This is a genomic window from Amycolatopsis sp. DG1A-15b (assembly GCF_030285645.1).
Lineage (GTDB): Bacteria > Actinomycetota > Actinomycetes > Mycobacteriales > Pseudonocardiaceae > Amycolatopsis.
Genome location: NZ_CP127296.1, coordinates 1,862,775 through 1,884,225, shown reverse-complemented (window position 1 = coordinate 1,884,225; position 21,451 = coordinate 1,862,775). Strand labels below are relative to the sequence as shown.

The following is a 21,451-nucleotide window of genomic DNA, read 5'->3' as shown; positions in this document are numbered from 1 at the left end:
ATGCTCGACGACGTGGTGGCGGCGCTGGACACCGTCCTGCCGCGGCTGGCCGCGGTCACCGGCACGCCCGGGGTCGCCGTCGCGGTCGCGACGAGCGACGACCTGCGGACGGCCGCGACCGGGTTCGCGGACCTGGCGGCGCGCACGCCGATGACCGCCGAGATGGCCGCGCCGGCGGGCTCGCTCACCAAACCGGTCACCGGCCTGGCTTTCCTGCAGCTCGTCGAGGCGGGCATGGCCGGGCTGGACACCCCGGTCGACCAGGTGCTGCCCGCCGGACTGCGCGGTCCCGGTGCGGCGCCCGCCACCACCGCCATGCTGGCGGCGCACCAGGGCGGCTATTCCAGCGACATCGTCACCGCGGTCTCGCCCGCCGCGCCGGCCGAGCCGATCCTCGATTACGTCCGCCGCCGGCACGAGAGCGGCCGCGCCGTCGAGTACGGCGGGGCACTGCCGCTGGTGACGGCCCCGGGGTCCTATTCGTACTCCAGCTTCGGTGTCGGGGTGCTCGGCGGCGTGGTCGAGCACCTGGCCGGCGAACCGTACCGGGCCCGCGTCGAGCGGGACGTGTTCGCCGCGGCCGGGATGCGGAGCACGAGCGTCGACGACGGCACGGGGAACACCGCCGGCGCCACCGGGTACCTCGCCTTCGGCGACTGGTGCCTGCCGAGCCCGCCCCTGCGGACGGCGGCCTACCCGGGGGTCGGGATGCACACCAGCGCCGCGGACTTCGCGCGGCTGCTGCAATCCCTGCTGCGCACCGCCCGCGGCGAGCGCGGGCTGGTCGGCCCGGACTCGCTCGCGGCCATGGTGACCCCACGGGCCGAGCGCCCGAGCCCGCACGGCGTCCGCTCGTTTTCCGGCCTGACCCTCGAACTCGCCGATCCGGCGCTGGGCGAGGACTGGTGGTGGGGGCACACCGCGGCGTTCCCGTGGGGCTTCTGGTGGGAAGCGCGGGTCTGGCCGCACCGCGACCTGGCCGCGGTCGCGGTCGGCAACCGGTGGGACATGGCCAGGTTCCACAACCCCGCGACCCGCAGCGCGCCCGGGCTGGCCGTGGAGTGGGCGGGCCGCTGGGCGGTGTCCGGCCCGCCGGCGAAGCTCCCGGACATGGACGGGCGGCCCCGGTGGACCGGTCCCCGGCCCACGCCGGAAAGCTCGCACTGGATGGGCGTCCTGGTGGGCGAACGCACCCACGGCCTGCTCGGCGTGCCCGGCCCGCTGCCGGTCGCGACGCTGACCGGCGGCGCGTGCTCCCTCGGCGACGGCGACGCGGACGGCTGGGACCCGGTCGCGTTCGGGCGCGGCGTGGAACAGGCGCGCGCGGTGGCGCCGGACCCGGCCGCGCTCGGGGTGCTGGGCCGGGAGCTGGGCCCGGCCGCGGCACTGTGGATGCTGGAGTGCGGGGCGTCGAGTGCCGACGTCACGATGCCGGTCGGCTTCTACGCCGGGGCATCGCGGTGACGCGGGTACTGCTGTCGACGTACGGGACGCGTGGCGACGTCGAACCGCTCGTCGCCCTCGCGGTCCAGCTGCGGGCGCTCGGCGCCGACGTGCGGATGTGCACCCCGCCGGACGAGGAGTTCACCGACCGGCTGGCCGGTCTCGGGATCGAGCCGGTGCCGGTCGGGCCACCGGTGCGGGCGTTGATGCGCGCGACAGCTCCCCCGACGCCGGCGGAACTGACCCGGTACCGGGCCGAGCTGCTCGAAACGCAGTTCGACGTCTTGCCCGCGGCGGCCGACGGCTGCGGCGCGCTGGTGGCGGCCGGCCTGGCGCAGGTCGCCGCGCGGTCCGTGGCCGAAGCCGCGGGCATCCGCTACGTCTACGCGACCTACGCGGCGGTCAACCTGCCGTCGCCGCACCACGCGCCGCCCCCGCGGCCCGGCTGGCCGGAGCCCGAGGGCGCGGACAACGCGACGCGGTGGGAACTGGACGCCCAGCGGGTGAACGCGCAGTTCCGCGAACCGCTCAACGCGCACCGGGCCGCACTCGGCCTGCCGCCGGTGGACAACGTGCGCGACCACGTCTACTCCGCTCGGCCGTGGCTGGCGGCCGACCCGGTGCTGGGACCGGCCACCCCGGACCTCGAAGTGATCCAGACGGGTGCGTGGACTTCGCCGGACGAGCGGCCGCTGCCGGCCGAGCTGACGGCGTTCCTGGACGCGGGGCCGCCGCCGGTCTACGTGGGCTTCGGCAGCATCGGCCCGGCACCGGACATCGCCCGCTGGTCGGTCGAGGCGAGCCGCGCCCGGGGGTACCGGGTCCTCGTCTCCCGCGGCTGGGCGGAGCTGGCCGTGGACGACTGCTTCGCCATCGGCGACGTCAACCACCAGCGCCTCTTCGGCAAGCTGGCCGCGGTCGTCCACCACGGCGGCGCGGGCACGACGCAGACGGCCGCCCGGGCGGGCGTGCCCCAGGTGGTGGTCCCGATCCGCCTGGCGGACAACCCGTACTGGGCCGGCCGGGTGGCCGCGAACGGGGTCGGCGCGGCTCTCGACGGCCCGACGGCGACGTCGGAGGCACTGACCGCGGCGTTCGACACGGCGCTGGCACCGGAAACCGCGGCACGGGCGAAGGCGCTGGGAGCGCAGGTCCGCACCGGCGGCGCGGCGACGGCCGCACGCCTGCTGCTCGACGAGCTTCGGTAGCGAGATGCGGCCGATCGGGTGAACTCCGCCCCCAGCCCTCAACCGGGGCGGAGGTCCGGAGTGGACGGTGCGTACCGCCACCGAAACCAGCAGGAGGAAACCGTGCGGAACCACCGACTGCCCACCCTGGCCGGAGCGGCGCTGCTCGCCGCCTTCGGCACGGTCGCCGTGGCCCCGGCCGCGTCGGCAGACGACGCCTACGCCGAGATCGTCAACTGCAGCTACCAGGGCGCGATCCGCTGCGGCTACGGAGGCGTGACCAACGGCCACACCCGGGTGTACGCGTGCGACACCTTCAGCGACGGCTACGGCTTCCGCACCGAGTGGCGGACCCGCAGCGGCGGCGGTTCCGGCGTGGACGACGCCAACGGCAGCAGCTCCGGCTGCAGCGCCAAGATCCCGGGCACCTCCGACAACCCGGTGACCATCTTCCGCGTCTGCCAGAAGACGCCCAACTGGCAGTGCTCGAACTGGCAGAACGCCTGATCCACCGGCGCCGTCAGGGCTCTCGACCGTCCACAGGGGAGCTCCCGGCGGCGCCCGGGGCGAGGTGCCAGACCTCGTCCATGGGCGTCCACCAGGCGCCCCCTTCGCGCGGGGAAAGTGATTCCTGGCACGGGTCGGTCAACGCCCACCAGCGCTGCGTTTCGGGGTCCGCCGCGATGCGGGCCTGATCGGCGTCGTGGTCTTCGCCGACGTATTCGTAGTACCCGAAGAGCAGGTCGTCGTGGCGGAAGATGGTGAAGTTGCGGATGTTGGCTTCCCGCAGCGTCCGTTCGACGCCGGGCCAGACCGCGGCGTGCAGCCGCAGGTACTCCTCGCGCCGCTCCGGGCGCAGGCGGATCAGCATGCCGTAGCGCTGGACCATGGAACTCCTTCCGGACGCCGGTGGCGTCACCGATCGAGGCGGCGGCCGGGGTCACCGGATGCCGGGCGGCGTGCGAGCCACGCCTCGGTGATGTGGTCGAACATCGCCTTCGCCGCGCCGTCCCCGTCCCCGGCCGAGATCCGTTCGTAGACGCGGCGGTGCCCCTGGTTCGAGGCCACGCACAGGGCGCGCTCGCTCGGGCCCACGTAGCGGGCAGTGTTGACGACCTGGCTCTCCAGCGCGCGCACCACGCCCCGGGCCAGGCGGTTGCCCGAGACCTGCATGATCGTGTCGTGGAACGCGAGGTCCTGCTCGCGGTAGGCGACCGGATCGTCGACGAGTTCGTCCATCAGGTCCACCAGCTCCCCCAGCCGGGCGACGACGTCCGGGCCGGCGGTCCGGGCGGCGACCAGCGCCATGTCCGCCTCGAGCAGCCGGCGCGTCACCACCAGGTCGTCCAGCACGGCCGAGGTCTCGTCCTCGGCGATCACCGCGGCCAGGACGAGCTCGTCGAGCATGTTCCACATCGACGCCGGGTTCACCACCGTCCCCGCGCCTTGGCGGACCTGGACCAGGCCTTTCGCCTGCAGCAGCTTCACCGCCTCGCGGACCACGGTCCGGCTCACCGCGAAGCTCTCGCACAGCACCGGTTCGGCGGGCAGCGACGTCCCGGGCGGGTGGACCCCGCGCACCACGCGTCCCACGAGTTCGGCGGTGACCGCGCTCGCCAGGTTCGCGGGGCGGCGCACCCAATCGGGGGCAGCGGGTTGCCGGTCTGATGCCGTCATCGTTCCTCCGGTCGCACTGCGCCGACCTTCGCCGAACGCAGGTGAAGCTTACACAGCGCGGGCGTTGACGTCATACGTCATACGAGTTACGTTTTTGCGCACTGAGCCGGGCCACTCCCCGTCCGGCCACCGTCTGGAGAAGTGAGCAGCGATGAAGCAGCGCACACTATTCTCGGCCGCCCTGGTCGCGGCGTTGGCGTTGACCGCGGGCTGCGGAAGCGCCGCCGGCCCGGCCGCCCCCACCGGCGACGCGAGCGGCAAGCTCGTGGTCTGGGACTGGAAGTCCGGCGACGCGAAGGCCGCGAGTTACGTGGCGAAGGCCAAGGCCGAGTTCGCCAAGCAGCACCCCGGCGTCACCGTCGAGTTCGTGGCCCAGCCCTACGACCAGTACTACACATTGCTGGGCGCGGCGATCCAGGCCAAGAGAGGGCCGGACGTCATGCTCTTCAACGGCGGTGGCCAGATCCGCGACCGGGTCGGCGACCTCGCGCCGCTGGACTCCTACGTCGCCGACGACCGCTCGCGCCTCAGCGGCTGGGACGCCTTCACCCAGGAGGGGAAGGTCTACGCCGAGCCGGTCACCCTGCAGGGACACCCCTTCTACTACGACAAGTCGCTCTACGAGAGGGCCGGGCTGAACCCCCAGGCGCCGCCCCGGACCTGGGAGGAGTTCGTCCGCGACTGCGGCACCATCGCCGCGAAGACCGGCGCGAAGTGCCTGGCGCTGGGCAACAAGGAAGGCGCCGGGATCCAGTTCTTCCTGTCGGCCGTGGGTTCGGCGACCCTGACGCCGCAGGAGGCCACCGACTGGATCGCCGGCAAGCGCGACTGGACCTCACCGGACGTCAAGCGCGTCTTCGAGCTGTGGAAGCAGGTCAACGACACCGGGCTGAACACCGACGGCCCGAACTCCACCGCGATGTTCAACGACGCGTTCGCGCTCTTCCAGTCCGGCAAGGCCGCGAACGTCATCGGCCTGATGTCCGACGTCGGGCACTGGAAGGACTTCGCCGAGTTCCTGGGCGCGGACAAGGTCGGCGTGATGACCACGCCGCTGGTCAACCCGGCCGCCACCCCGAGCCTCCCGTACGACGGCGGTATCGGCTACGCGGTCGCGAAGACCACGAAGGATCCCAAGCTGGCCGCGGACCTGGTCCGGGCGCTGAGCTCGACCGACGCCTTGAAGTCCTTCTACGCCGACAGCGGCGCGATCGCCGCGGACACGTCGATCGACGTGTCGGCGGGCGGACCGGCCGTGGCGACGATCGTCTCGGAGGTCAAGACCGGCAAGCCCGCCCTCCACGTCGCCCTTTCCTCGAAGACGCTCGACCTCATGGGCCGGCTCTCTCAGCAGCTGCTGAGCGGCTCGATCGGCGTCGACGAGGTGCTGCAGCAGCTGGCCGCGTCGGACAAGGGCTGACGGCGTGACCGGGTACTCTCCCGCTCCGGTGGACCGGGCTCCGGCCCGGCCCACCGGGGGACCCGCGCCGGTCCGGCGCGCCCCCCGCGGAACACGGCTCGAGCGCTTCGCGCCGCTCGTCCTCGTCGCCCCGGCCGTGCTGATCGTCCTCCTGCTGCGGCTGTGGCCGCTGCTGCTCGGCGTCAACTTCTCCTTCACCGGGGACGGCGCCCGCAACGGCACGGCCGTCGGTTTCGACAACTACGCGACGCTGTTCGGTGATCCGCTGTTCCACACCGCCGTGCGCAACGTCGGGCTGCTCGTGCTCCTGCTCCCGGTCGCCGTGGCCATCCCCGGCCTGCTCGCCACCTTCATCCACCTGAAGGTGCCGGGCCACCGGGTCTACCGCGGCGTCTACTTCTTCCCGGCCGTGCTGTCGCCGGTGATCGTCGGGGCGATCTTCAACCTGCTGCTGGCCTTCGACGGGCCGGTCAACGCCGTGCTGGGCCTCGTCGGCCTCGGCCCGGTGGACTGGCTGGGGAATCCGAGCGTGGCGATCTTCGCCGTCGTCGGGGTGCACGTCTGGGCGACGTTCGGCATGGCGCTGGTCGTCTTCCTCGCCGGTTTCTCCACTTTGGACGGCTCGCTGCTGGACGCGGCCAAAGTGGACGGTGCGTCGCTGCCGCAGACCATCCGGCACGTGATCGTCCCCGGTCTGTCCCGCACCATCCAGTTCGTCTTCGTCACCACGATGATCGGGATGCTGACCTCGATGTTCGGCCTGCTGTACGTGATGACCAACGGCGGCCCGGCCGGGTCGACCTACCTGCCCGAGTTCTACGTCTGGTTCCAGCAGGGGCACCTGAACCAGCCGGCGCTCGCCTCGGCGGCGTCCACGGTGCTGTTCCTCATCATGCTCGTGGTCGGGATGGCCCAGATCGGCATCCTGCGGCGCGCCGGAAAGGAGGACTGATGCGGGGTTCCCGGCTCACGAAGTGGCTCGCCGCCATCCCGATGGCCGCCCTCGCCCTGGCGACGATCTATCCCCTGCTGTTCACCGCGAACGTCGCCATGAAGGACCGCCGCGAGTACACCCTCGACCGGTTCGCGCCCGCCGGCGCACTCCGCTGGGACAACATCACCCGGGTGTGGACGAGCGTGGGGATGTCCCGGTACTTCCTCAACTCGGTCGTCGTCGTGGTGTGCTCGGTCGCGGTGCTGCTGCTGCTCGGGTCGATGGCGGGCTTCGCGCTCGGCCGCCTGCGCTTCCGCGGGTCGTCCGCGGTGTACCTGGGCATCCTCGCCGCGCTGTTCGTGCCGTTCCAGGTGATCATGGTCCCGCTCGCGCGGCTGATGGCGAGCACCGGGCTCATCGACACCTACCCGGGGCTGGTGCTCGCCTACGTGGCGCAGTTCCTGCCGTTCACGGTCTTCCTGATGACCAGCTTCTACTCGGCCGTGCCGCCGGAGATCGTCGACGCGGCCCGCGTCGACGGGTCGACCGTCTACGGCGTCTACTGGCGGATCATGCTCCCGCTGGGTGCCCCGGCGCTGCTGTCGGTCGGGGTGCTCAACGCGCTGTTCTGCTGGAACGACGTCCTGATCTCGCTGCTGCTGATGCCGTCGGCGGAGCACCGGACCCTCATGGTCGGGGTGACCGCGCTGCGCGGGCAGTACTCCGCCGACATCCCCACGTTCGCCTCCGGGGTGCTGATCGCCGCGGTGCCGGTGCTGCTCGTCTACCTGTTCCTGCAACGCCAAATCGCCGACGGGGTGACCGCCGGGTCCACGAAGGGATGAAATGCGCATCACTGGTTTCCGGGCCCTCACGACCGTCCAGGAGTGGGGCCGCCCGATCGGCGACGCCAACGGCGTGCACGCCGACGGTGTCCTCCGGATGCCGATCGTCGTCGTCGAGACCGACGAAGGTGTCACCGGCGTCGGGCTCGGTTCGCACGTGCAGGCGGAGACCGTCTTCGCCGCGCTCGAGGGCGAAGACCCGCGTGGCGTGACCGCTCTCTACGACCGGATGCTGCGGCGGACGTTCAAGGCCGGGCACGCCGGCGCGGTGTTCGGCACCATCGGCGCCTTCGACACGGCGTTGTGGGACATCAAGGCGCAGCTGGCCGGCGAACCGCTCTGGCGGCTGCTCGGTGGCCGGGACCGCCGCGTGCCCGCCTACGCCTCGGGTCTCGACATCGCCCTCGACGACGAAGAGCTGGCCGAGCTGTACCGGACCTACGCCGCCCACGGGCTGCGCGCGGCGAAGCTCAAGGGCGGCCTGGACATCGACCGCGACCGGCGCCGCCTCGGCCTCGTCCGCGACGTCCTCGCCGAGGCCGGCGCCACCCGCCCGGGCCTGATGCTGGACGTCAACGAGAACTGGACGCGCAAGCAGGCCGTCCGGCACGTCGGCGAGCTCGAACGGGCCCTCGACCTGACCTGGATCGAGGAACCCGTGCGGCGCTGGGACGTGGACGGCCACGCGGCCGTCGGCCGCGGCATCCGCGCCTCGGTCGCGACCGGGGAGAACCTCACCGGGCTGGAGCAGCACCGGCCGCTGATCGCGGCCGGCGCGGTCGACATCGTCCAGACGGCCGCGGGCTGGGGCGTCACCCACTTCCTGCGGGTCGCCGCCCTCGCCCACGCCCACGACCTGCCGGTGAGCCCGATCGGCACGACCCCGGTCGGGCTGGTACACGCCGCGACCGCGGTACCCAACCACCTGGTCACCGAGCTGCAGGACCTCCGGCCCCCGGTCGGCGTTTCCCTCGGCCACGAAATCGGCGACGGCGCGTTCATCCTCGGCGACGGGCCGGGCCTGGGCATCCGCCTCGACGAAGCGGCCATCACGGCCGCCGGCCACCGGCTCCCGGACCCGGCGTCCACCGGTTCGCACATCCGCCCGGACCGCGCCGGCTTCCACCTGCTCCCGGCGTCCGGCAACGGTGACCGCGCGTCAGTGGAGGCCTGAGGCCCCGTGATCGGAAGGCCGACACGCGTGTTTGGAAGGTCGACACGCGTGATGGGCGGGTCGACACGGGGCCGGCCGCCGTGTCGACCCTCGGATCACGCGTGCCGGCTCCCGGATCACGCGTGCCGGCTCCGGGATCACGCGCGGCTCAACCGACGGGGAACTTGACCGCGGTCAGCTCCTCCGAAACCGCCCACAGCCGCCGCTGGATCGACGGGTCGTAGGACTGCGGGCTGGAGGCGACCACCCGCGGGCGCCCGCGGTAACCGCCCGGGCCGGCCGGGCCGTAGTACTGGCCGCCGAGAGCGGCGGGGTCGGTGGCCGCGCGCAGGATCGGGAGGGCGCCGCGCTCCGAGCTCTGGGTGAACAGCGGGGCCACCACGGGGAAGAGCACGCGGGCCACCGCCGGGGAGTTGCGCATCAGCTCCGTCCGGGCCACGCCGGGGTGCGCGGCGATCGACGCCGTCGTGCCGTGCGGGGCGAGGCGGCGCTGCAGCTCGTAGGCGAACATCAGGTTGGCCAGCTTGGCCTGTCCGTAGGCCGCGACGCGGTCGTAGGAGTTCTCCCACTGCAGGTCGTCGAAGTGGATCTCCGCGCGGATGCGGTGGGCGATGCTGGCGACCGTCACCACCCGCGAGCCCTCGACCGGCAGCAGCAGGTCCAGCAGCAGGCCGGTCAGGGCGAAGTGCCCGAGGTGGTTGGTGCCGAACTGCAGCTCGAAGCCGTCCCGGGTGGTCTGCCGCGGCGGGTACATGACGCCGGCGTTGTTGATCAGCAGGTCGATCTTCGGCAGCGTGGCGTGCAGGTCGGCCGCCGCGGCCCGGACCGACTCCAGCGACGACAGATCCAGCTTCTGCACCGTGACGTCGGCGTCCGCGCCGAACCGCGCGGCCGCCTGCTTGCCCTTCTCGACGTCGCGGACGGCGAGCACCACCGTCGCCCCGCGCTCGGCCAGCACCTTCGCCGTGTCGAACCCGAGGCCGGTGTTGGCGCCGGTGATCACGGCCACGCGGCCGCGCTGGCTGGGGACCTCGCGCTCGGTCCAGTTGTCGCTCATGGCGGTCCTCCCGGGTCGCGGCCCTTTCGGACCGTCGGTCTGTTATGCCACCGACGCTAAGGAACCGTCGGTCTGTTGTCAAGAGACTGCCGGTCTCCAATCTCCCCGCCCGGGCGTTACGCTGGTCTCATGACGTTCCAGCGGGCGCGCAGCGCGGAGCAGCGGGAGGAGCGGCGCCGCACCATCCTCGACACGGCGCTGAAGATGCTCGACGAGATGCCGGTGGCCGAGGTGAGCCTCAACGAGCTCAGCCGCCGGGTCGGCCTGGCCAAGTCGAACGTCCTGCGCTACTTCGAATCCCGGGAGGCCGTGCTCCTGGAACTGCTCGACCGCGCCCTGCGGGACTGGCTGGCCGAGGTGTCCGGCGAGGTGGGCGCGGGCGTCGTCCCGGACCGTCCGGCGCCGGAGCGGGCCGAGGCGTTCGCGGCGGTGGTCTCCCGCTCGCTGGCCCGCCGCACGGTGCTCTGCGACCTCATCGGCGCGCAGGCGGGCGTCCTGGAGCACAACGTGTCCACTGACGTCGTGGTGCGGTTCAAGCGGTCCGCTCTCGGCGGGCTGGACGCGATGGCCGAGCTGCTCCGCCGCACGGTGCCCGAAGTCGGCGGCGAAGCGGCACCGGTGTGCCTGCTGGCCATGATCCTGGCCGGCGGCCTGTGGACCCACTGCCGCCCGTCACCCAGCACCCGCGCGGCGTACGAAGCGGACCCGGCACTGGCGGCGCTCCGGCTGGACCTGGCGCCGGCCTTGGCGCACGGGCTGGCCCTGCTGATCACGGGTGCCATGGCCCGCAACGGCTGATCCGCCGCACCCTCGCGGTGGTTCGGACCAGTCCGGGGGCGAACGGCGGTGTCGTCACAAATGCCGTGAAGACACCCTGTGCGCGGGTGGTAGACCACAAAAACACCCGCGCCGCACCATTTTCCGACCGGCGGCGCCCTGCCCGGCAAAGGAGTTCCGCATGTCCGTGCGTCGCTGCCTCGGAGCGCTCGGCGCCCTCGCCGTCGCCGTCGGCTCGGCCGTCGCCGTCCCCGCCACCGCGGACGCCGCAGATTCCTGCTCCGCCTACACCAACCGGGCCGTCCTCGGCGGCTACGAGCAGACGCTGACCTGCGTCGGCAGCTCCTTCCGCGTGGTGGCCGGCCTGGGGACCACGCTGACCGCCGCGACCGCCGAAGCCACCTCACTGGTGCAGGACCCCGCCATCGCCGCCCTGAACTGCACCTTCTCCAACGGCAGCAGCACCCAGCTGGGCGGCTTCGGCGTGACGCTGCAGTGCAACGCCCCGGCCGGCCTCACCTTCCGGCAGGGCCTGGGCACCACCCTCACCGATGCCGCCCACGAGGCCCACACCCTCGCGCAGATCTACGCGGGCACCGGCCAGCTGTGCTCCGACTACTCCTCGAACCCGGTCACCGGCGGGTTCAGCGTGACGCTCCAGTGCACCGGCCCGGCCGGCCTCTACTTCGTCACCGGCACCGGCACGAAGCTCACCGACGCCGCCGCCTCGGCCCGCGCGCTGATCCACTTCTGACGGTCACATCCGCTCGGCGAGGTCGCGGGCGACGTCGACGGCGATCTCCCGCGCCCGGACCGCCAGCGGAGATTCGGTCCGCCCGGCCGGCCAGTGCAGGGACAGCTCGCGGGTGGGCGACGGCTTCAGCGGGTGGACGGCGAGCTGATCGTCGGCCCAGGCGTCCTGGCCGTGCAGGGCGAGCCACGGCAGCACCGCCCAGCCGATGCCCGCCCGCACCATCGACAGGATGGTTTCGTGGCCCGTCGTGCGGAACACGAACCGGGGCTGTGCGCCGGCGCGGGCGAGCGTCCGCTCCAGCCACCGCTGGTGGTGGGTGGGCGGCCAGGCGACCATCGGGACCTCGTCGAGCCGCTTCACCGGCACCGGGCCGCCACCGTGCACCGCGCCGGCGCGCGTCACCAGCAGGTACGGCTCGTCGAACAGCTTGACGTGCTCGACGTCGCCACCGACCGGGCCGTCGTGGAACAGCAGGTCGAGCTCCCCGATCCGCGGGTCCTCCGGCGGCACGTCGGACAGCCTGATGTCGCAGCCGGGGTGCTCGTCCAGCAGCCGGCGGATGACGGCGGGCAGGATCAGGTTCGACACGCTCTGGAAGGTGCCGATGTCGATGCGGCCGTGGCCCGCCCGGAACCGGCCGACGGCGTCGGTCAGCGTGGCCGCCTTCGCCAGCAGCTCGCGGCCGTGGGCCAGGACCACCTCGCCGAGCCGGGTGATCCGGACCGGCCTCGGCCCGCCGGGCCGGTCGAAGACCGGGCCGCCGACGGCCTTCTCCAGCGCGGCGATCTGCTGGCTCACCGAGGACTGGGTGTAGCCGAGCCGGGCCGCCGCCTGCCCGAACGTGCCTTCCTCGGCAATGGCGGCCATGGTCCGCAGGTGACGCAGCTCGAAGTCGGCCATAGCCAGCTAACATAGCCGCTGGCGATCGATTCGATCGGAATTCATCGCTTTTCGTGATGTCTCCGCGGACCTAGCGTGGTTCCCATGACGACCACAGCAACCCGGCAGGGGCTCCCCGAACTGGTCTGGGCCTTGGCGGCCACGCACTTCGTCGGCCGCGCCGGCGGGGTGGTGCGGGCGTTCCTGGTGCTGTACCTGACGCAGGCGCAGCACCTCTCCCCGCGACCGCGGGCTCGGTGGTCGCGGCGGTCGGGCTGGGCGACATCGGCTCCCAGCTGCTCGGTGGCTGGCTCGGCGACCGGATCGGCCGGCGCAACACCATGCTGGCCGGCTTCGTCGGTGCCGCCGCGGCGCTCACCGCACTCGGCTCGGCGGACTCGCTGCCCGGGATCTGGACGGCCGCCGTCGGTGTCGGGCTGACGATCGAGCTGTTCCGCCCGGCCGGGTCGGCCGCGGTGGCCGATCTACCGGCGCACCAGCGGGTCCGCGCGTTCGGGCTGCTCTACTGGGCGGCCAACCTCGGCTTCTCGGTCGCCACGATCGCCGCGGGGATCCTCGCCCGGTACGGGTACGGGCTCCTGTTCTGGATCAACGTGGCCGCGTCGCTGGCGGCGGCACTGATCGTCTGGCGCCAGGTGCCGGAAACCCGGCCGGCGGGATCGGTGCGGACGCGGCGGGCGCTGCTGCCGGTCGTGCTGCGCGACCGGCTGATGCTCGCGATGCTGGCGCTGCACACCGGTTACTTCACGCTGTTCCTGCAGACGTTCACGACGTTGCCGCTGCTGATGGCGGCCGGCGGTCCCGGCCCGGCGGCCTACGGCGGAGTCCTGGCCCTGAACGGGATCGCCGTCGTGGCTCTCCAGCCGTTGGCGGTCCGGCTGCTCGCCGGCCGCGACGGCACCACGGTGTCGGCCACCTCGATGCTCCTGGTCGGGCTGGGCGCCGGGCTCGGCTCCGTGAGTGACGGCACCGCCGCCTTCGCCGGCTCGGTCCTGATCTGGACGCTCGGGCAGATCGGGATCGCCGTCCGGTTCGGCGACACCTTCGCCGCTCTCGCCCCGGCCGAGCTGCGCGGCGGGTACCTGGGCCTGGCTTCGACGACCTGGAGCGTCGGCGCGGTGCTCGGCCCGCTGGCCGGAACCGCGCTGCTCCAGCTGCTCGGCGCGACCGTCCTCGGCGCGGCCTGCGCCATCGGCGGGATCGCGCTGTTCACCGCCCAGCGGGCGCTCGGGCCCGCCCTGCGCCGCCGAAACCCCTGAACGACAACGGAAAGGCAGTCCCATGAGCACGTATGTGTTGATCCACGGCGGCGGAGACGCCGGCTGGGCCTGGCACCTGGTCGCCGCCGAGCTGCGGGCCCGGGGTCACGACGTGGTGGCCCCGGACCTGCCCGCCGGCGACGCCTCGGCCACGCTCACCGACTACGCCGACGCGGTAGTGCTTTCCGGGGGCTCCGGGTGGCAGAGCCCCCGGCCTGAGGCGAAGCCTCGGATGTCACCGTGGTCGAAGCCGTCGGCGACCGGACGGACCTGGTCGTCGTCGGCCACTCCTTCGGCGGGTTCACCGCACCGCTGGTCGCCGACCGGCTCGCGGCCGGCCTGCTGGTCCTGGTGGCCGGGATGATCCCCGCGCCCGGCGAGTCGCCCGGGGACTGGGGCGAGAACACCGGATGCGGCGAGGCGGTGCAGGCCCAGGCGGCGCGCGACGGTGGCCGCACCGGCCACGCCGACCCGCACGTAAGCTTCTACCACGACGTCCCGCGGGCCCTCGCGGACGAAGCGCTGAGCAGGGAGCGGGCCCACCCCTCCCCCACCGCGATGCGGGAGCCGTGGCCCCTGGAAGCGTGGCCGGCGGTGCCCACCCGCTTCGTGCTGTGCCGCGAGGACCGCTGCTTCCCGCCGGATTTCTTCCGCCGGCTGGCGGCCGAGCGGCTCGGCATCGTCCCGGACGAGATCACCGCCGGTCACTGCGTCGCGCTCAGCCGTCCCGCCGCACTGGCCGACCTCCTCGAGAGCTACCGGTGAACTCAGAAGCCGGGGAACACCCGGCGCAGCTCGTCGAGCGTGACGGCGCCTTCGACGGTGACGTCCTTGTCGTACGGCGCCTTGAGCCGGCCGCTGAGCAGCCGGATGAACGCCTCCGCCGGCCCGGTGAACGTCGCGGACGGCGACTCGAGGTGGTCCACCACGGTGACCGCGTCGTCGATCACCAGCCCGGCGCCGGGAACCGCGACGGACACCGGGTTCGCGAGCTCGGCCGGCTTCGCGAGGAAGCTCAGCATGAACCCGAGGGGCCCGGTCATGAGGTCGACCAGCACCGCGGCCGAGCCGGCGTCGACCCCGGCACCGGAGTCGAAGGCGACGCGCACGTCCCACGAGTGGTTGGCCACCTCGCTCAGCCGCATGCCCAGCGCGGTCACCAGCGGCACCGGCTCCGGCAGGAAGCCGAGGTCGACGGTCAGCGACGAACGCTGCTCGGGCGTGAGCGCCTCGACGGTTTCGAGCCAGCGGCCGTTGTGCTCCAGGAAGCCTTCGGCCTGCGCCCGCGGCGCGGACCCGTCCCAGCGGGCCCAGATCGTCTGGTTGTCCTCGGCGGCCACGGTCTCGCCGGCGGCCCGCGCGAGGGGTGCGCGGCCGATCTCGGCGCCGCTGCCGAGGTGGGAAAGGGCCTGGGCGACGGTCCACTCCGCGGCGCCGCTGGGCGCGGCCAGCTGGTCGTCGGTGAGGCCGCGGGCGAGGTCGGCGAGCGTGTCGTGCTCGGAACGGAGGGCGGTGATCGTGCGGTCCACGAGTGAGGTCATGCCACGCACAACTCCCGGAGGGACGCAGGTGTTCCGGTGGTCACCGTGCTTGCTAGGTTGCCCCGGTGAGCCTCCTCGATGACGTGGCCGAGCGCGACGGCTGGCGGTGCTGGGTGTGCGACGAACCGGTCGACCCCGGCATGTCGGTGAACGACCCGCGCGGACCCAGCGTCGACAGCCGGACCGCCGACCGGAAGGCCAAGGTCCCGGAGCGGCTCGCGCACCGCGGCTGCAACACCCGCAAGGGCGCGGTCAAGGTGGTCATCGCCTGGCCGGACCGCCTGCACGTGGCCGAACCCGCGCCGCTGATCACCGTGGCCGGCCGGCTGGAGCGCAAGGGCGGCCGGGAGATGGTGGCCCGCTGCCCGACCGAGCGGGACGCGCGGGAAGCGGCGGACTGGCTGGTGGACCGGTTTTCCCGGCTGGTACCGGGGCTGCCGGTCACCGCCGACGTCCAGCCGGGCGGCGGCCAGTTCCTCGTCATCCTGGCCACCGGCCGCCGCTGACCGGCGCGGTGGACCCCGCGGCCGTCGCCGTGGTAGAAGTAGAACCTGTTTCACTTCTGCCCGCCGGCGCCTGGAGGTGCGCGGATGAGCGTCCCGACGGTGACCGAGCTGCTGCTGGCCCGCGCCGGCGACGAGCGTCCGGGGCTGCGGTTCGAGGACGAAACGTGGTCGTGGGCCGAGCACGTCCACGCCTCCGCGCGCTGGGCGGCCGGCCTCCGCGAAGCGCTGCGCCGGGACGAACCGCCCCACGTCGGCATCCTGGCCGACAACGTGCCGGCGTTCTCCGTCCTGCTGGGCGCCTGCGCGTTCGCCGGAGCGGTCCTGGTCGGGCTCAACCCGACCCGGCGCGGGGAAGCCCTCGCGCGGGACATCCGGCTCGCCGACTGCCAGTTCGTGCTCACCGAGCGGAAGTACCGGCCCCTGCTGGCCGGGCTGAACCTCGGCGGGATCGGCGTGCGCGACCTGGAATCCTGGACGCCGTCGAACGACGCGGCCGATCCCGTCCCCGCCTCCGCCGACGACCTGCTGATGCTGATCTTCACGTCCGGCACCAGCGGCGACCCGAAGGCGGTGCGCTGCACCCACGGCAAGATCGCGTTCCCCGGCGCGATGCTCGCCCAGCGCTTCGGGCTGTCCACATCGGACACCGTGTACGTCACCATGCCGATGTTCCACTCCAACGCCATCATGGCCGGCTGGGCCGTCGGGCTCGCGGCCGGCGCGGGGATCGCCCTGCGCCGCCGGTTCTCCGCCTCCGGCTTCCTGCCCGACGTGCGGAAGTTCGGCGCGACCTACGCGAACTACGTCGGCAAGCCACTGTCCTATGTGGTCGCGACGCCGCCGCGGCCGGACGACGCGGACAACCCCCTGCGCCTGGTCTACGGGAACGAAGGAGCGAGCGCCGACCTGACCGCGTTCGAGAAGCGCTTCGGCTGCAAGGTCGTCGACGCGTTCGGCTCCACCGAAGGCGGCGTGGGCTTCGCCCGCACCGACGACACCCCACCCGGCTCCCTCGGCCGGCCGGCCGGCGACGTGGCCATCCTGCACCCGGACACCGGCCGCCGCTGTCCCCCGGCCGAGTTCGACGCCGACGGCCACCTGCTCAACGCGGCGGAGGCCGTCGGCGAACTGGTCAACACCGCGGGCGCCGGCTGGTTCGCCGGGTACTACCGCGACGCGCAAGCCGACGCCGCACGCCTGCGCGACGGCCGCTTCCACACCGGCGACCTCGCCTACGCCGATGCCGCCGGCTTCTGCTACTTCGCCGGCCGGCTCGGCGACTGGCTCCGCGTCGACGGGGAAAACCTCGGCACGGCGCCGATCGAGCGCATCCTGCTGCGGCATCCCGCGATCACCGACGCCGCCGTCTACGCGGTGCCCGACCCGGTGACCGGCGACCAGGTGATGGCCGCCATCGTCACCGACGGCACCCGGCTGGATCCGGCCGGCTTCGGCCGCTTCCTCGCCGCCCAGGCCGACCTCGGCCCCAAACAGGTGCCCCGCTACGTGCGCACCGTCCGGGAACTCCCGCGGACCTCGACGTTCAAGGTCGTGAAGCGGCAGCTGTCCGCCGAGGGTCTGCACTGCGCCGACGTGATCTGGGAACGGACGGGCAAGGAAGCGGACTTCAGCCCGGTGAAATTCGCGCCCGGCCTATTCGACGTGTCCTGAGCCGGCGGTCCGCTGCGGCACGCGGAGCCGGGGATCGAGCCGGCGGTAGGCGGCGGCGACCGCCTTCAGGAACGCGATGTCGCTGTCCAAGTCACGGCCACCCGGCACAGCCAGCGCCGCGCCGTCGCCGGGCGGCTCCGCTCCGTCCGCCACCGCGCGGATGGCCGCGGCCAGCGTGACCGCTTCCACGTGCGCGTCCAGCTTCGGACCGGCCAATCCCGCCGCGCGCCCCGATTCCCCGGCCGCCGCCGCGATCTCGGGGTCGAGGTGCGCGCGCAACGCGAGCCTGCCGTCGCGGATCTCCACCACGCGGCGGTAGAGCTTCAGGCCGATGTCACGGACGTCGACCACTTCCCGCAGCCGGGATCTCGGCGGGTCGAACGCGATGCGCGGGACGACCGCGTAGAACGCGAGCCAGAGCGGGCGCAATCGCAGGTGCGTCAGGTAGTTGCTGACGACGACCGGGGTGCGCCAGGTGGGCAGCACGATCCCGACGATCAGGAGCAGGACCGACAGGGGCGGGAGGTACCGGTCCATCGGGCCGCCGATGGACCGGGGGTAGTGCAGGTCGAGGCGCTGCGCCGCGAAGAACACGGCTTTCTGCACGTGGTACAGCATCGAGCAAACGATGCCGGTGGCGATCAGGCGCAATCCCAGCCGGATCACCGTCTCGGTCGACTTCGCGGCGTACCCCACCGTGAGCCGGACCGAGTCCACCATCGCCGGGAGCAGTCCGGCGAGGTACACGAGCCAGTACTCCAGCACCCCCGGCGTGCGCCCGTACCGGGCCGCGAAATGGATTTCGTCCACGCCCGTGCGGCTCAGCACGAACAGCAGGCACATCGCGGCGAACACGGTCGCCGCCCAGATCGTGTACGGCACCAACCGGCGCCGCGCCTGCTCCGGCCGGTTGATCTGCAGCAGGAAGTCCTGCCCGGCCACCGCGGCGACGAGGATGCAGCCGTGGTTGGCCAGCCTGGCGAGGTTGGGGATGCCGGTGAAGCGGCCCACCGCGAAGTACACCACGGATGTCTGCAGCACCAGGGAGAACGCGATGCACACTGAGACGAGCCAGATCGTCACCTCGCTGCCGGACCGCCGCCGGTGCCGGGACCGGGCGATCCGGACGACGACGGCGAGGCAGGCCAGCAACGCCGGGCCGTTCAAACGGAGCCACTCGGTCGGGGAGGCCATGTGATCAGTCGAAGGCGGCCCTGATCCGGCTGTTGATCCCGTCGGGCCCGACCAGTTCCGCCCGTTGCCGCACCACCGAAGCCAGCAGTTCGGCCTCGAGCTCCTCCGGGGCTTGGTAGGAGGTGCGCGCCAGCATGCTGCGGATGGTCTTGGCGTCCAGGTGCGGGATCAGCGCGCGGATCTCGCCTGCCGCGGTCAGGTCTTCACAGTAGTGGCCGCACAGCAGGTGACTCAGTTCGTGCAGGATGATGTGTTCCTGGTGGGGCCACGAGGTGGCGACCTCGTGGAAGATCAGGTCCGCCGAGTCGGTGGACATCAGCAGGCCGTGCGCCTCGCCCATTCCGGTGATCGGCACGAGGTGGATCGGGCGTCCCCGGCGCTGTGCCACGTGCCGGCACAGATCGTGCACGTCGAAGGGATTCGTCAGCGGCAGTTCCGCCGCGATGGCCTCGCACCGACGGCGCAGCCGCCGGAGGGTCCACACCATCACACCTCCCCCAGGACGAGCTCCCCCTTGCCCATAGTGCCCGAATCGCGGTGGCCCGTGTGACCGGCCGGCACCTTTTCCTCAACCCTCGTCGGGTAATCCTTCGATTTCCCGTGCGCGCTCGACCAACTGGGTTATCGCGCTCAACGTCTTGGGCGACAAGCCAGAAGCCCGCAACGCGATCTGCCGCACCGACGCGTCACGCAAGGCCGCGAGCAAAGCCAGTTCGGCGTCGACCTGCGTGGCTGTCGACTCGTCGAAGAAATATGCCGGCGGAACACCGAAAAAACGGGCCAGTGCTTCGAGGTGCCGCCGGGTCGGGTTGTCGCGCACGCCTTTGCGGAGCTGCCAGAGGTAGGTGGCGGAGATGCTCGCGCCGTCACTGCCGCGGATGGCCTCGGCGACTTCCTCGAAGCTGTACTCCTTGCCGCTGCGCGGCCGCACTGTGCGGAACAGGTGGTCGATCTTCGCGGCAAGGGTTCGTTCGCCACCCGGAGAAGACTGCGGCATCGATTCCTCCTCTTGCACGCGCTCAGTCTAACTGATCCACCAGCTGAGGTGGGGACGAGGACACCGCCCAGGTCCACCTCAGTTGACGTTGGTTCTTACGCCAGTTTATGATCGAGAGAGCGAACATGAACTCACGTGAACCACGGGCGATTCGCTACTGGGGAGTCCAGATGGGGACAGCAAGTGGACAACAGCTCACCGCAGGCAGAGTTGAGCGCCGGGAACCCGGCGCCGCACAGCCGCCACTGCCACCGACCGCCATGACGAGACGGACCAGTTTCAGTTTGCCACCGGACACTCCGATCCAGGAATGGAGCCGGATCGGCCACCAGATCAACGCGCTGTCCGAGTCGTCCTCCTGGTGGCTGGGAGACTGGTTGATCTACGGCCAGGACAAGTATCCGAACCTCTACAAAAAAGCGATCGAAGAAACGTCGCTCGACTACCAGACACTCCGCAACTACGCCTGGGTCGCCCGCCAGTTCGCGGTGCACCGCCGGCGGGCGACGGTGAGTTTCCAGCACCACGCCGAACTCGCCGCACTGGCCCCCGCGGACCAGGACCGGTGGCTTGAACGGGCGGAGCGGTTCGGCTGGTCGCGCAACGAGCTGCGCAACCGCGTCCGGGCCAGCCGCCGGCTCGGCTCCGGTGAGGACGACGGCACGGACCCGACGCTGAGGATCCAGGTGACCGTGCCGCTCAGCCAGAAACAACGCTGGATGCGTGCGGCGGAGTCGACCTCCGAAACGGATTTCGTGGCCTGGGTCGTCGCGGTACTGGACGGCGCGGCGGAGTCCGCGGTACCGGCCGGCGGTTCCGCCGGCTGACCGCGGCACCGGAACGGCCGGCCGGGTCGCCCGCTTTGCGGTGGGCGATCCGGCCGGCTGGGTTTCGGTCGTTGCGAGAGCACGGCTGCACCGCACTCAGCGCGCCTGCGGTACCGCGGGCACCGCAGGAACCAGGCACCGTGCGCAACGCGGGCGCCGCGGCACCGCAGGAACCAGGCACCGTGCGCAACGCGGGCACCGCGGCGACGCAGGCACAAGACACCGCGGTGCCGTTGCTCCGGCACCGGCACCGCTGTCCCGTCCGGGTGAAGTTGGCGGAGAACGAGGCTGCTGACTTGCGGTCCGCCAACTAGGTGCGAACGACGGTGGGTTGCGATGTCCGGACCTAGTTGGCGGATTCCGTGGGTGGGTCCGGTTCCGAGCTTCGCGGTGGTGTCGGCGCTTCGTCGAGCGTAGCCGTTCTCGTGTAGCGCCTGCGTGGTCGCTCGTGTGACAGGGCTGGTTGTTCGCCGGTGGGTGATAGCCGACCCTTCCATGTCCGGTGGCTGCGCAGCGGCGTCGCCGAGGACTGCTTCTCAGGCGAGAGTGGTCGTGGTGCCGGCGTTGAACGAGGTGTTAGTCGGGTTCGCCGGTCATCCTGTCGCGGTGGTGCTCCGGGCCACTACGTCGGATAGCGACGTGACCGAGTCCAGTTCGGCGTCACTGAGTTTGTTGATCGCGGCCTTGCTCGCTTGAGCCTCGGCGGTCGTCGGCAGGTCCCCGTCGAGCAGGCTCGGGAGGGCCAGTTCATAGCCGCACCGCGCCTGAGGGCTGTATCGGTGTCTGGTTCGCGCTACTGCGGATGCGACGCGGAGCGCGTGCTCATTGCCCGGGGGCACGTGCGGGCGGTCGATCTCCTTGGCAGCAAACCGGTACCCGTTCGCTTGGTCGCATCGATGACATCCCACCTGACCGGCGCCCAGGGTGCTGTGACAATCCTGGCAGGTGAGACGGTTCAAGGCGCCATCCACGACACGCCACTCGAACTCCGATGGGTCTAGCAGCACCGCCTCGGCCAGTGATGTCTCGTCCGAGCTGCCGGCCACGACGTCAAAGCCCGCCTGGAACGCCTGCCAGGCAGCCTCGATGCTGGCCTCGATCTCGTCCAGGGCGACGGCTGGCTTCCCGCCGCGCGGAAGTTGTCCATGCTTCACAACACCGAGCATAAGCAGTGACCCCGCCCCGAGCCTTGATCACCGGCCCGCCATCTAACCCCGAACTCCGCCACTACCTCCGCCAACTACCCTGAACACCGCCATCTTCGCCCGAACAGAACAACCGCGGCATC

22 protein-coding genes and 1 pseudogene are annotated in these 21,451 nt (G+C 72.0%); 14 read left to right on the top strand and 9 right to left on the bottom strand.

Annotation, left to right across the window (positions count from 1 at the left end):
* From QRY02_RS08750 to QRY02_RS08740, 3 genes are all read left to right on the top strand, one after another.
* Positions 1-1,464, top strand: coding sequence for a serine hydrolase domain-containing protein (locus QRY02_RS08750; RefSeq protein WP_285990988.1), 1,464 nt, complete (start codon positions 1-3; stop codon positions 1,462-1,464).
* Positions 1,461-2,651, top strand: a complete 1,191-nt coding sequence (locus tag QRY02_RS08745; protein WP_285990987.1) for a glycosyltransferase — start codon at positions 1,461-1,463, stop codon at positions 2,649-2,651. Before QRY02_RS08750 ends, QRY02_RS08745 begins: the two co-directional genes overlap by 4 nt.
* 102 nt (positions 2,652-2,753) lie before the next feature.
* Positions 2,754-3,137 (top strand): hypothetical protein, encoded by a 384-nt coding sequence (locus tag QRY02_RS08740; protein ID WP_285990986.1) that lies wholly within the window; start codon positions 2,754-2,756, stop codon positions 3,135-3,137.
* Positions 3,138-3,150: 13 nt separating this feature from the next.
* Here QRY02_RS08740 and QRY02_RS08735 read toward each other — a convergent pair whose 3' ends face one another.
* Together QRY02_RS08735 and QRY02_RS08730 are read right to left on the bottom strand one after the other, a co-directional pair.
* Complete coding sequence (locus QRY02_RS08735) at positions 3,151-3,519, bottom strand: L-rhamnose mutarotase (protein ID WP_285990985.1); 369 nt, start codon at positions 3,517-3,519, stop codon at positions 3,151-3,153.
* A 26-nt stretch (positions 3,520-3,545) separates the two neighbouring features.
* Positions 3,546-4,307 carry a FadR/GntR family transcriptional regulator gene (locus tag QRY02_RS08730; protein ID WP_285990984.1) on the bottom strand — a complete coding sequence of 254 codons (762 nt, stop codon included), beginning with the start codon at positions 4,305-4,307 and terminating at the stop codon, positions 3,546-3,548.
* Positions 4,308-4,458: 151 nt separating this feature from the next.
* On the opposite strand from QRY02_RS08730, the gene QRY02_RS08725 reads away from it, so the two are divergent.
* From QRY02_RS08725 to QRY02_RS08710, 4 genes are read left to right on the top strand one after another with little or no spacing between them, the layout of a single operon-like run.
* On the top strand, positions 4,459-5,727 hold the full coding sequence (locus QRY02_RS08725) for an ABC transporter substrate-binding protein (protein ID WP_285990983.1): 1,269 nt from the start codon (positions 4,459-4,461) through the stop codon (positions 5,725-5,727).
* Positions 5,728-5,755: 28 nt separating this feature from the next.
* A complete protein-coding gene (locus tag QRY02_RS08720) occupies positions 5,756-6,679 on the top strand; it encodes a carbohydrate ABC transporter permease (protein ID WP_285990982.1) in 924 nt (307 codons plus the stop codon).
* Positions 6,679-7,506 (top strand): carbohydrate ABC transporter permease, encoded by an 828-nt coding sequence (locus QRY02_RS08715; RefSeq protein WP_285990981.1) that lies wholly within the window; start codon positions 6,679-6,681, stop codon positions 7,504-7,506. The genes QRY02_RS08720 and QRY02_RS08715 overlap by 1 nt, the downstream gene beginning before the upstream one ends.
* A gap of 1 nt (position 7,507) precedes the next feature.
* The gene (locus QRY02_RS08710) at positions 7,508-8,680 is read left to right on the top strand and encodes a mandelate racemase/muconate lactonizing enzyme family protein (protein ID WP_285990980.1); all 1,173 of its coding nucleotides are present in this window, start codon (positions 7,508-7,510) and stop codon (positions 8,678-8,680) included.
* A gap of 148 nt (positions 8,681-8,828) precedes the next feature.
* On the opposite strand, the gene QRY02_RS08705 is transcribed toward QRY02_RS08710, so the two are convergent.
* Positions 8,829-9,737, bottom strand: a complete 909-nt coding sequence (locus tag QRY02_RS08705; RefSeq protein ID WP_285990979.1) for an SDR family NAD(P)-dependent oxidoreductase — start codon at positions 9,735-9,737, stop codon at positions 8,829-8,831.
* A 129-nt stretch (positions 9,738-9,866) separates the two neighbouring features.
* Here QRY02_RS08705 and QRY02_RS08700 point away from each other — a divergent pair, with 129 nt between their 5' ends.
* Both QRY02_RS08700 and QRY02_RS08695 read left to right on the top strand, forming a co-directional pair.
* Positions 9,867-10,535 carry a TetR/AcrR family transcriptional regulator gene (locus QRY02_RS08700; RefSeq protein ID WP_285990978.1) on the top strand — a complete coding sequence of 223 codons (669 nt, stop codon included), beginning with the start codon at positions 9,867-9,869 and terminating at the stop codon, positions 10,533-10,535.
* Between the two features lie 160 nt (positions 10,536-10,695).
* Complete coding sequence (locus tag QRY02_RS08695; RefSeq protein ID WP_285990977.1) at positions 10,696-11,268, top strand: hypothetical protein; 573 nt, start codon at positions 10,696-10,698, stop codon at positions 11,266-11,268.
* A 3-nt stretch (positions 11,269-11,271) separates the two neighbouring features.
* Here the strand turns inward: QRY02_RS08695 and QRY02_RS08690 are convergent, their stop codons facing one another.
* Entirely contained in the window at positions 11,272-12,168 is an 897-nt protein-coding gene (locus QRY02_RS08690) for a LysR family transcriptional regulator (protein WP_285990976.1), read from the bottom strand.
* A gap of 236 nt (positions 12,169-12,404) precedes the next feature.
* Between QRY02_RS08690 and QRY02_RS08685 the strand changes: the two genes are divergently transcribed.
* The gene (locus QRY02_RS08685; protein ID WP_285990975.1) at positions 12,405-13,427 is read left to right on the top strand and encodes an MFS transporter; all 1,023 of its coding nucleotides are present in this window, start codon (positions 12,405-12,407) and stop codon (positions 13,425-13,427) included.
* 22 nt (positions 13,428-13,449) lie between these two features.
* A pseudogene (locus QRY02_RS08680) lies at positions 13,450-14,192 on the top strand (alpha/beta fold hydrolase).
* A gap of 2 nt (positions 14,193-14,194) precedes the next feature.
* Here the strand turns inward: QRY02_RS08680 and QRY02_RS08675 are convergent.
* On the bottom strand, positions 14,195-14,968 hold the full coding sequence (locus QRY02_RS08675) for a maleylpyruvate isomerase family mycothiol-dependent enzyme (protein ID WP_285990974.1): 774 nt from the start codon (positions 14,966-14,968) through the stop codon (positions 14,195-14,197).
* 65 nt (positions 14,969-15,033) lie between these two features.
* On the opposite strand from QRY02_RS08675, the gene QRY02_RS08670 reads away from it, so the two are divergent.
* Positions 15,034-15,474, top strand: a complete 441-nt coding sequence (locus QRY02_RS08670) for a hypothetical protein (RefSeq protein WP_285990973.1) — start codon at positions 15,034-15,036, stop codon at positions 15,472-15,474.
* 84 nt (positions 15,475-15,558) lie between these two features.
* Positions 15,559-17,145, top strand: a complete 1,587-nt coding sequence (locus QRY02_RS08665) for a long-chain-fatty-acid--CoA ligase (protein WP_285990972.1) — start codon at positions 15,559-15,561, stop codon at positions 17,143-17,145.
* Here QRY02_RS08665 and QRY02_RS08660 read toward each other — a convergent pair.
* The 3 genes from QRY02_RS08660 to QRY02_RS08650 form a co-directional block, all read right to left on the bottom strand.
* On the bottom strand, positions 17,128-18,339 hold the full coding sequence (locus tag QRY02_RS08660) for an MAB_1171c family putative transporter (RefSeq protein ID WP_285990971.1): 1,212 nt from the start codon (positions 18,337-18,339) through the stop codon (positions 17,128-17,130). The genes QRY02_RS08665 and QRY02_RS08660 overlap by 18 nt on opposite strands.
* A 4-nt stretch (positions 18,340-18,343) precedes the next feature.
* Positions 18,344-18,826 carry a hypothetical protein gene (locus QRY02_RS08655; protein WP_285990970.1) on the bottom strand — a complete coding sequence of 161 codons (483 nt, stop codon included), beginning with the start codon at positions 18,824-18,826 and terminating at the stop codon, positions 18,344-18,346.
* 81 nt (positions 18,827-18,907) lie between these two features.
* Positions 18,908-19,336, bottom strand: a complete 429-nt coding sequence (locus tag QRY02_RS08650; RefSeq protein ID WP_285993800.1) for a helix-turn-helix domain-containing protein — start codon at positions 19,334-19,336, stop codon at positions 18,908-18,910.
* Positions 19,337-19,443: 107 nt separating this feature from the next.
* Between QRY02_RS08650 and QRY02_RS08645 the strand changes: the two genes are divergently transcribed.
* Positions 19,444-20,163, top strand: coding sequence for an LmbU family transcriptional regulator (locus QRY02_RS08645; RefSeq protein ID WP_353068913.1), 720 nt, complete (start codon positions 19,444-19,446; stop codon positions 20,161-20,163).
* Positions 20,164-20,756: 593 nt separating this feature from the next.
* Here QRY02_RS08645 and QRY02_RS08640 read toward each other — a convergent pair.
* Positions 20,757-21,317: a hypothetical protein gene (locus tag QRY02_RS08640; RefSeq protein WP_285990968.1), complete on the bottom strand. Its 561-nt coding sequence runs from the start codon at positions 21,315-21,317 to the stop codon at positions 20,757-20,759.
* Positions 21,318-21,451 lie beyond the last annotated feature (134 nt).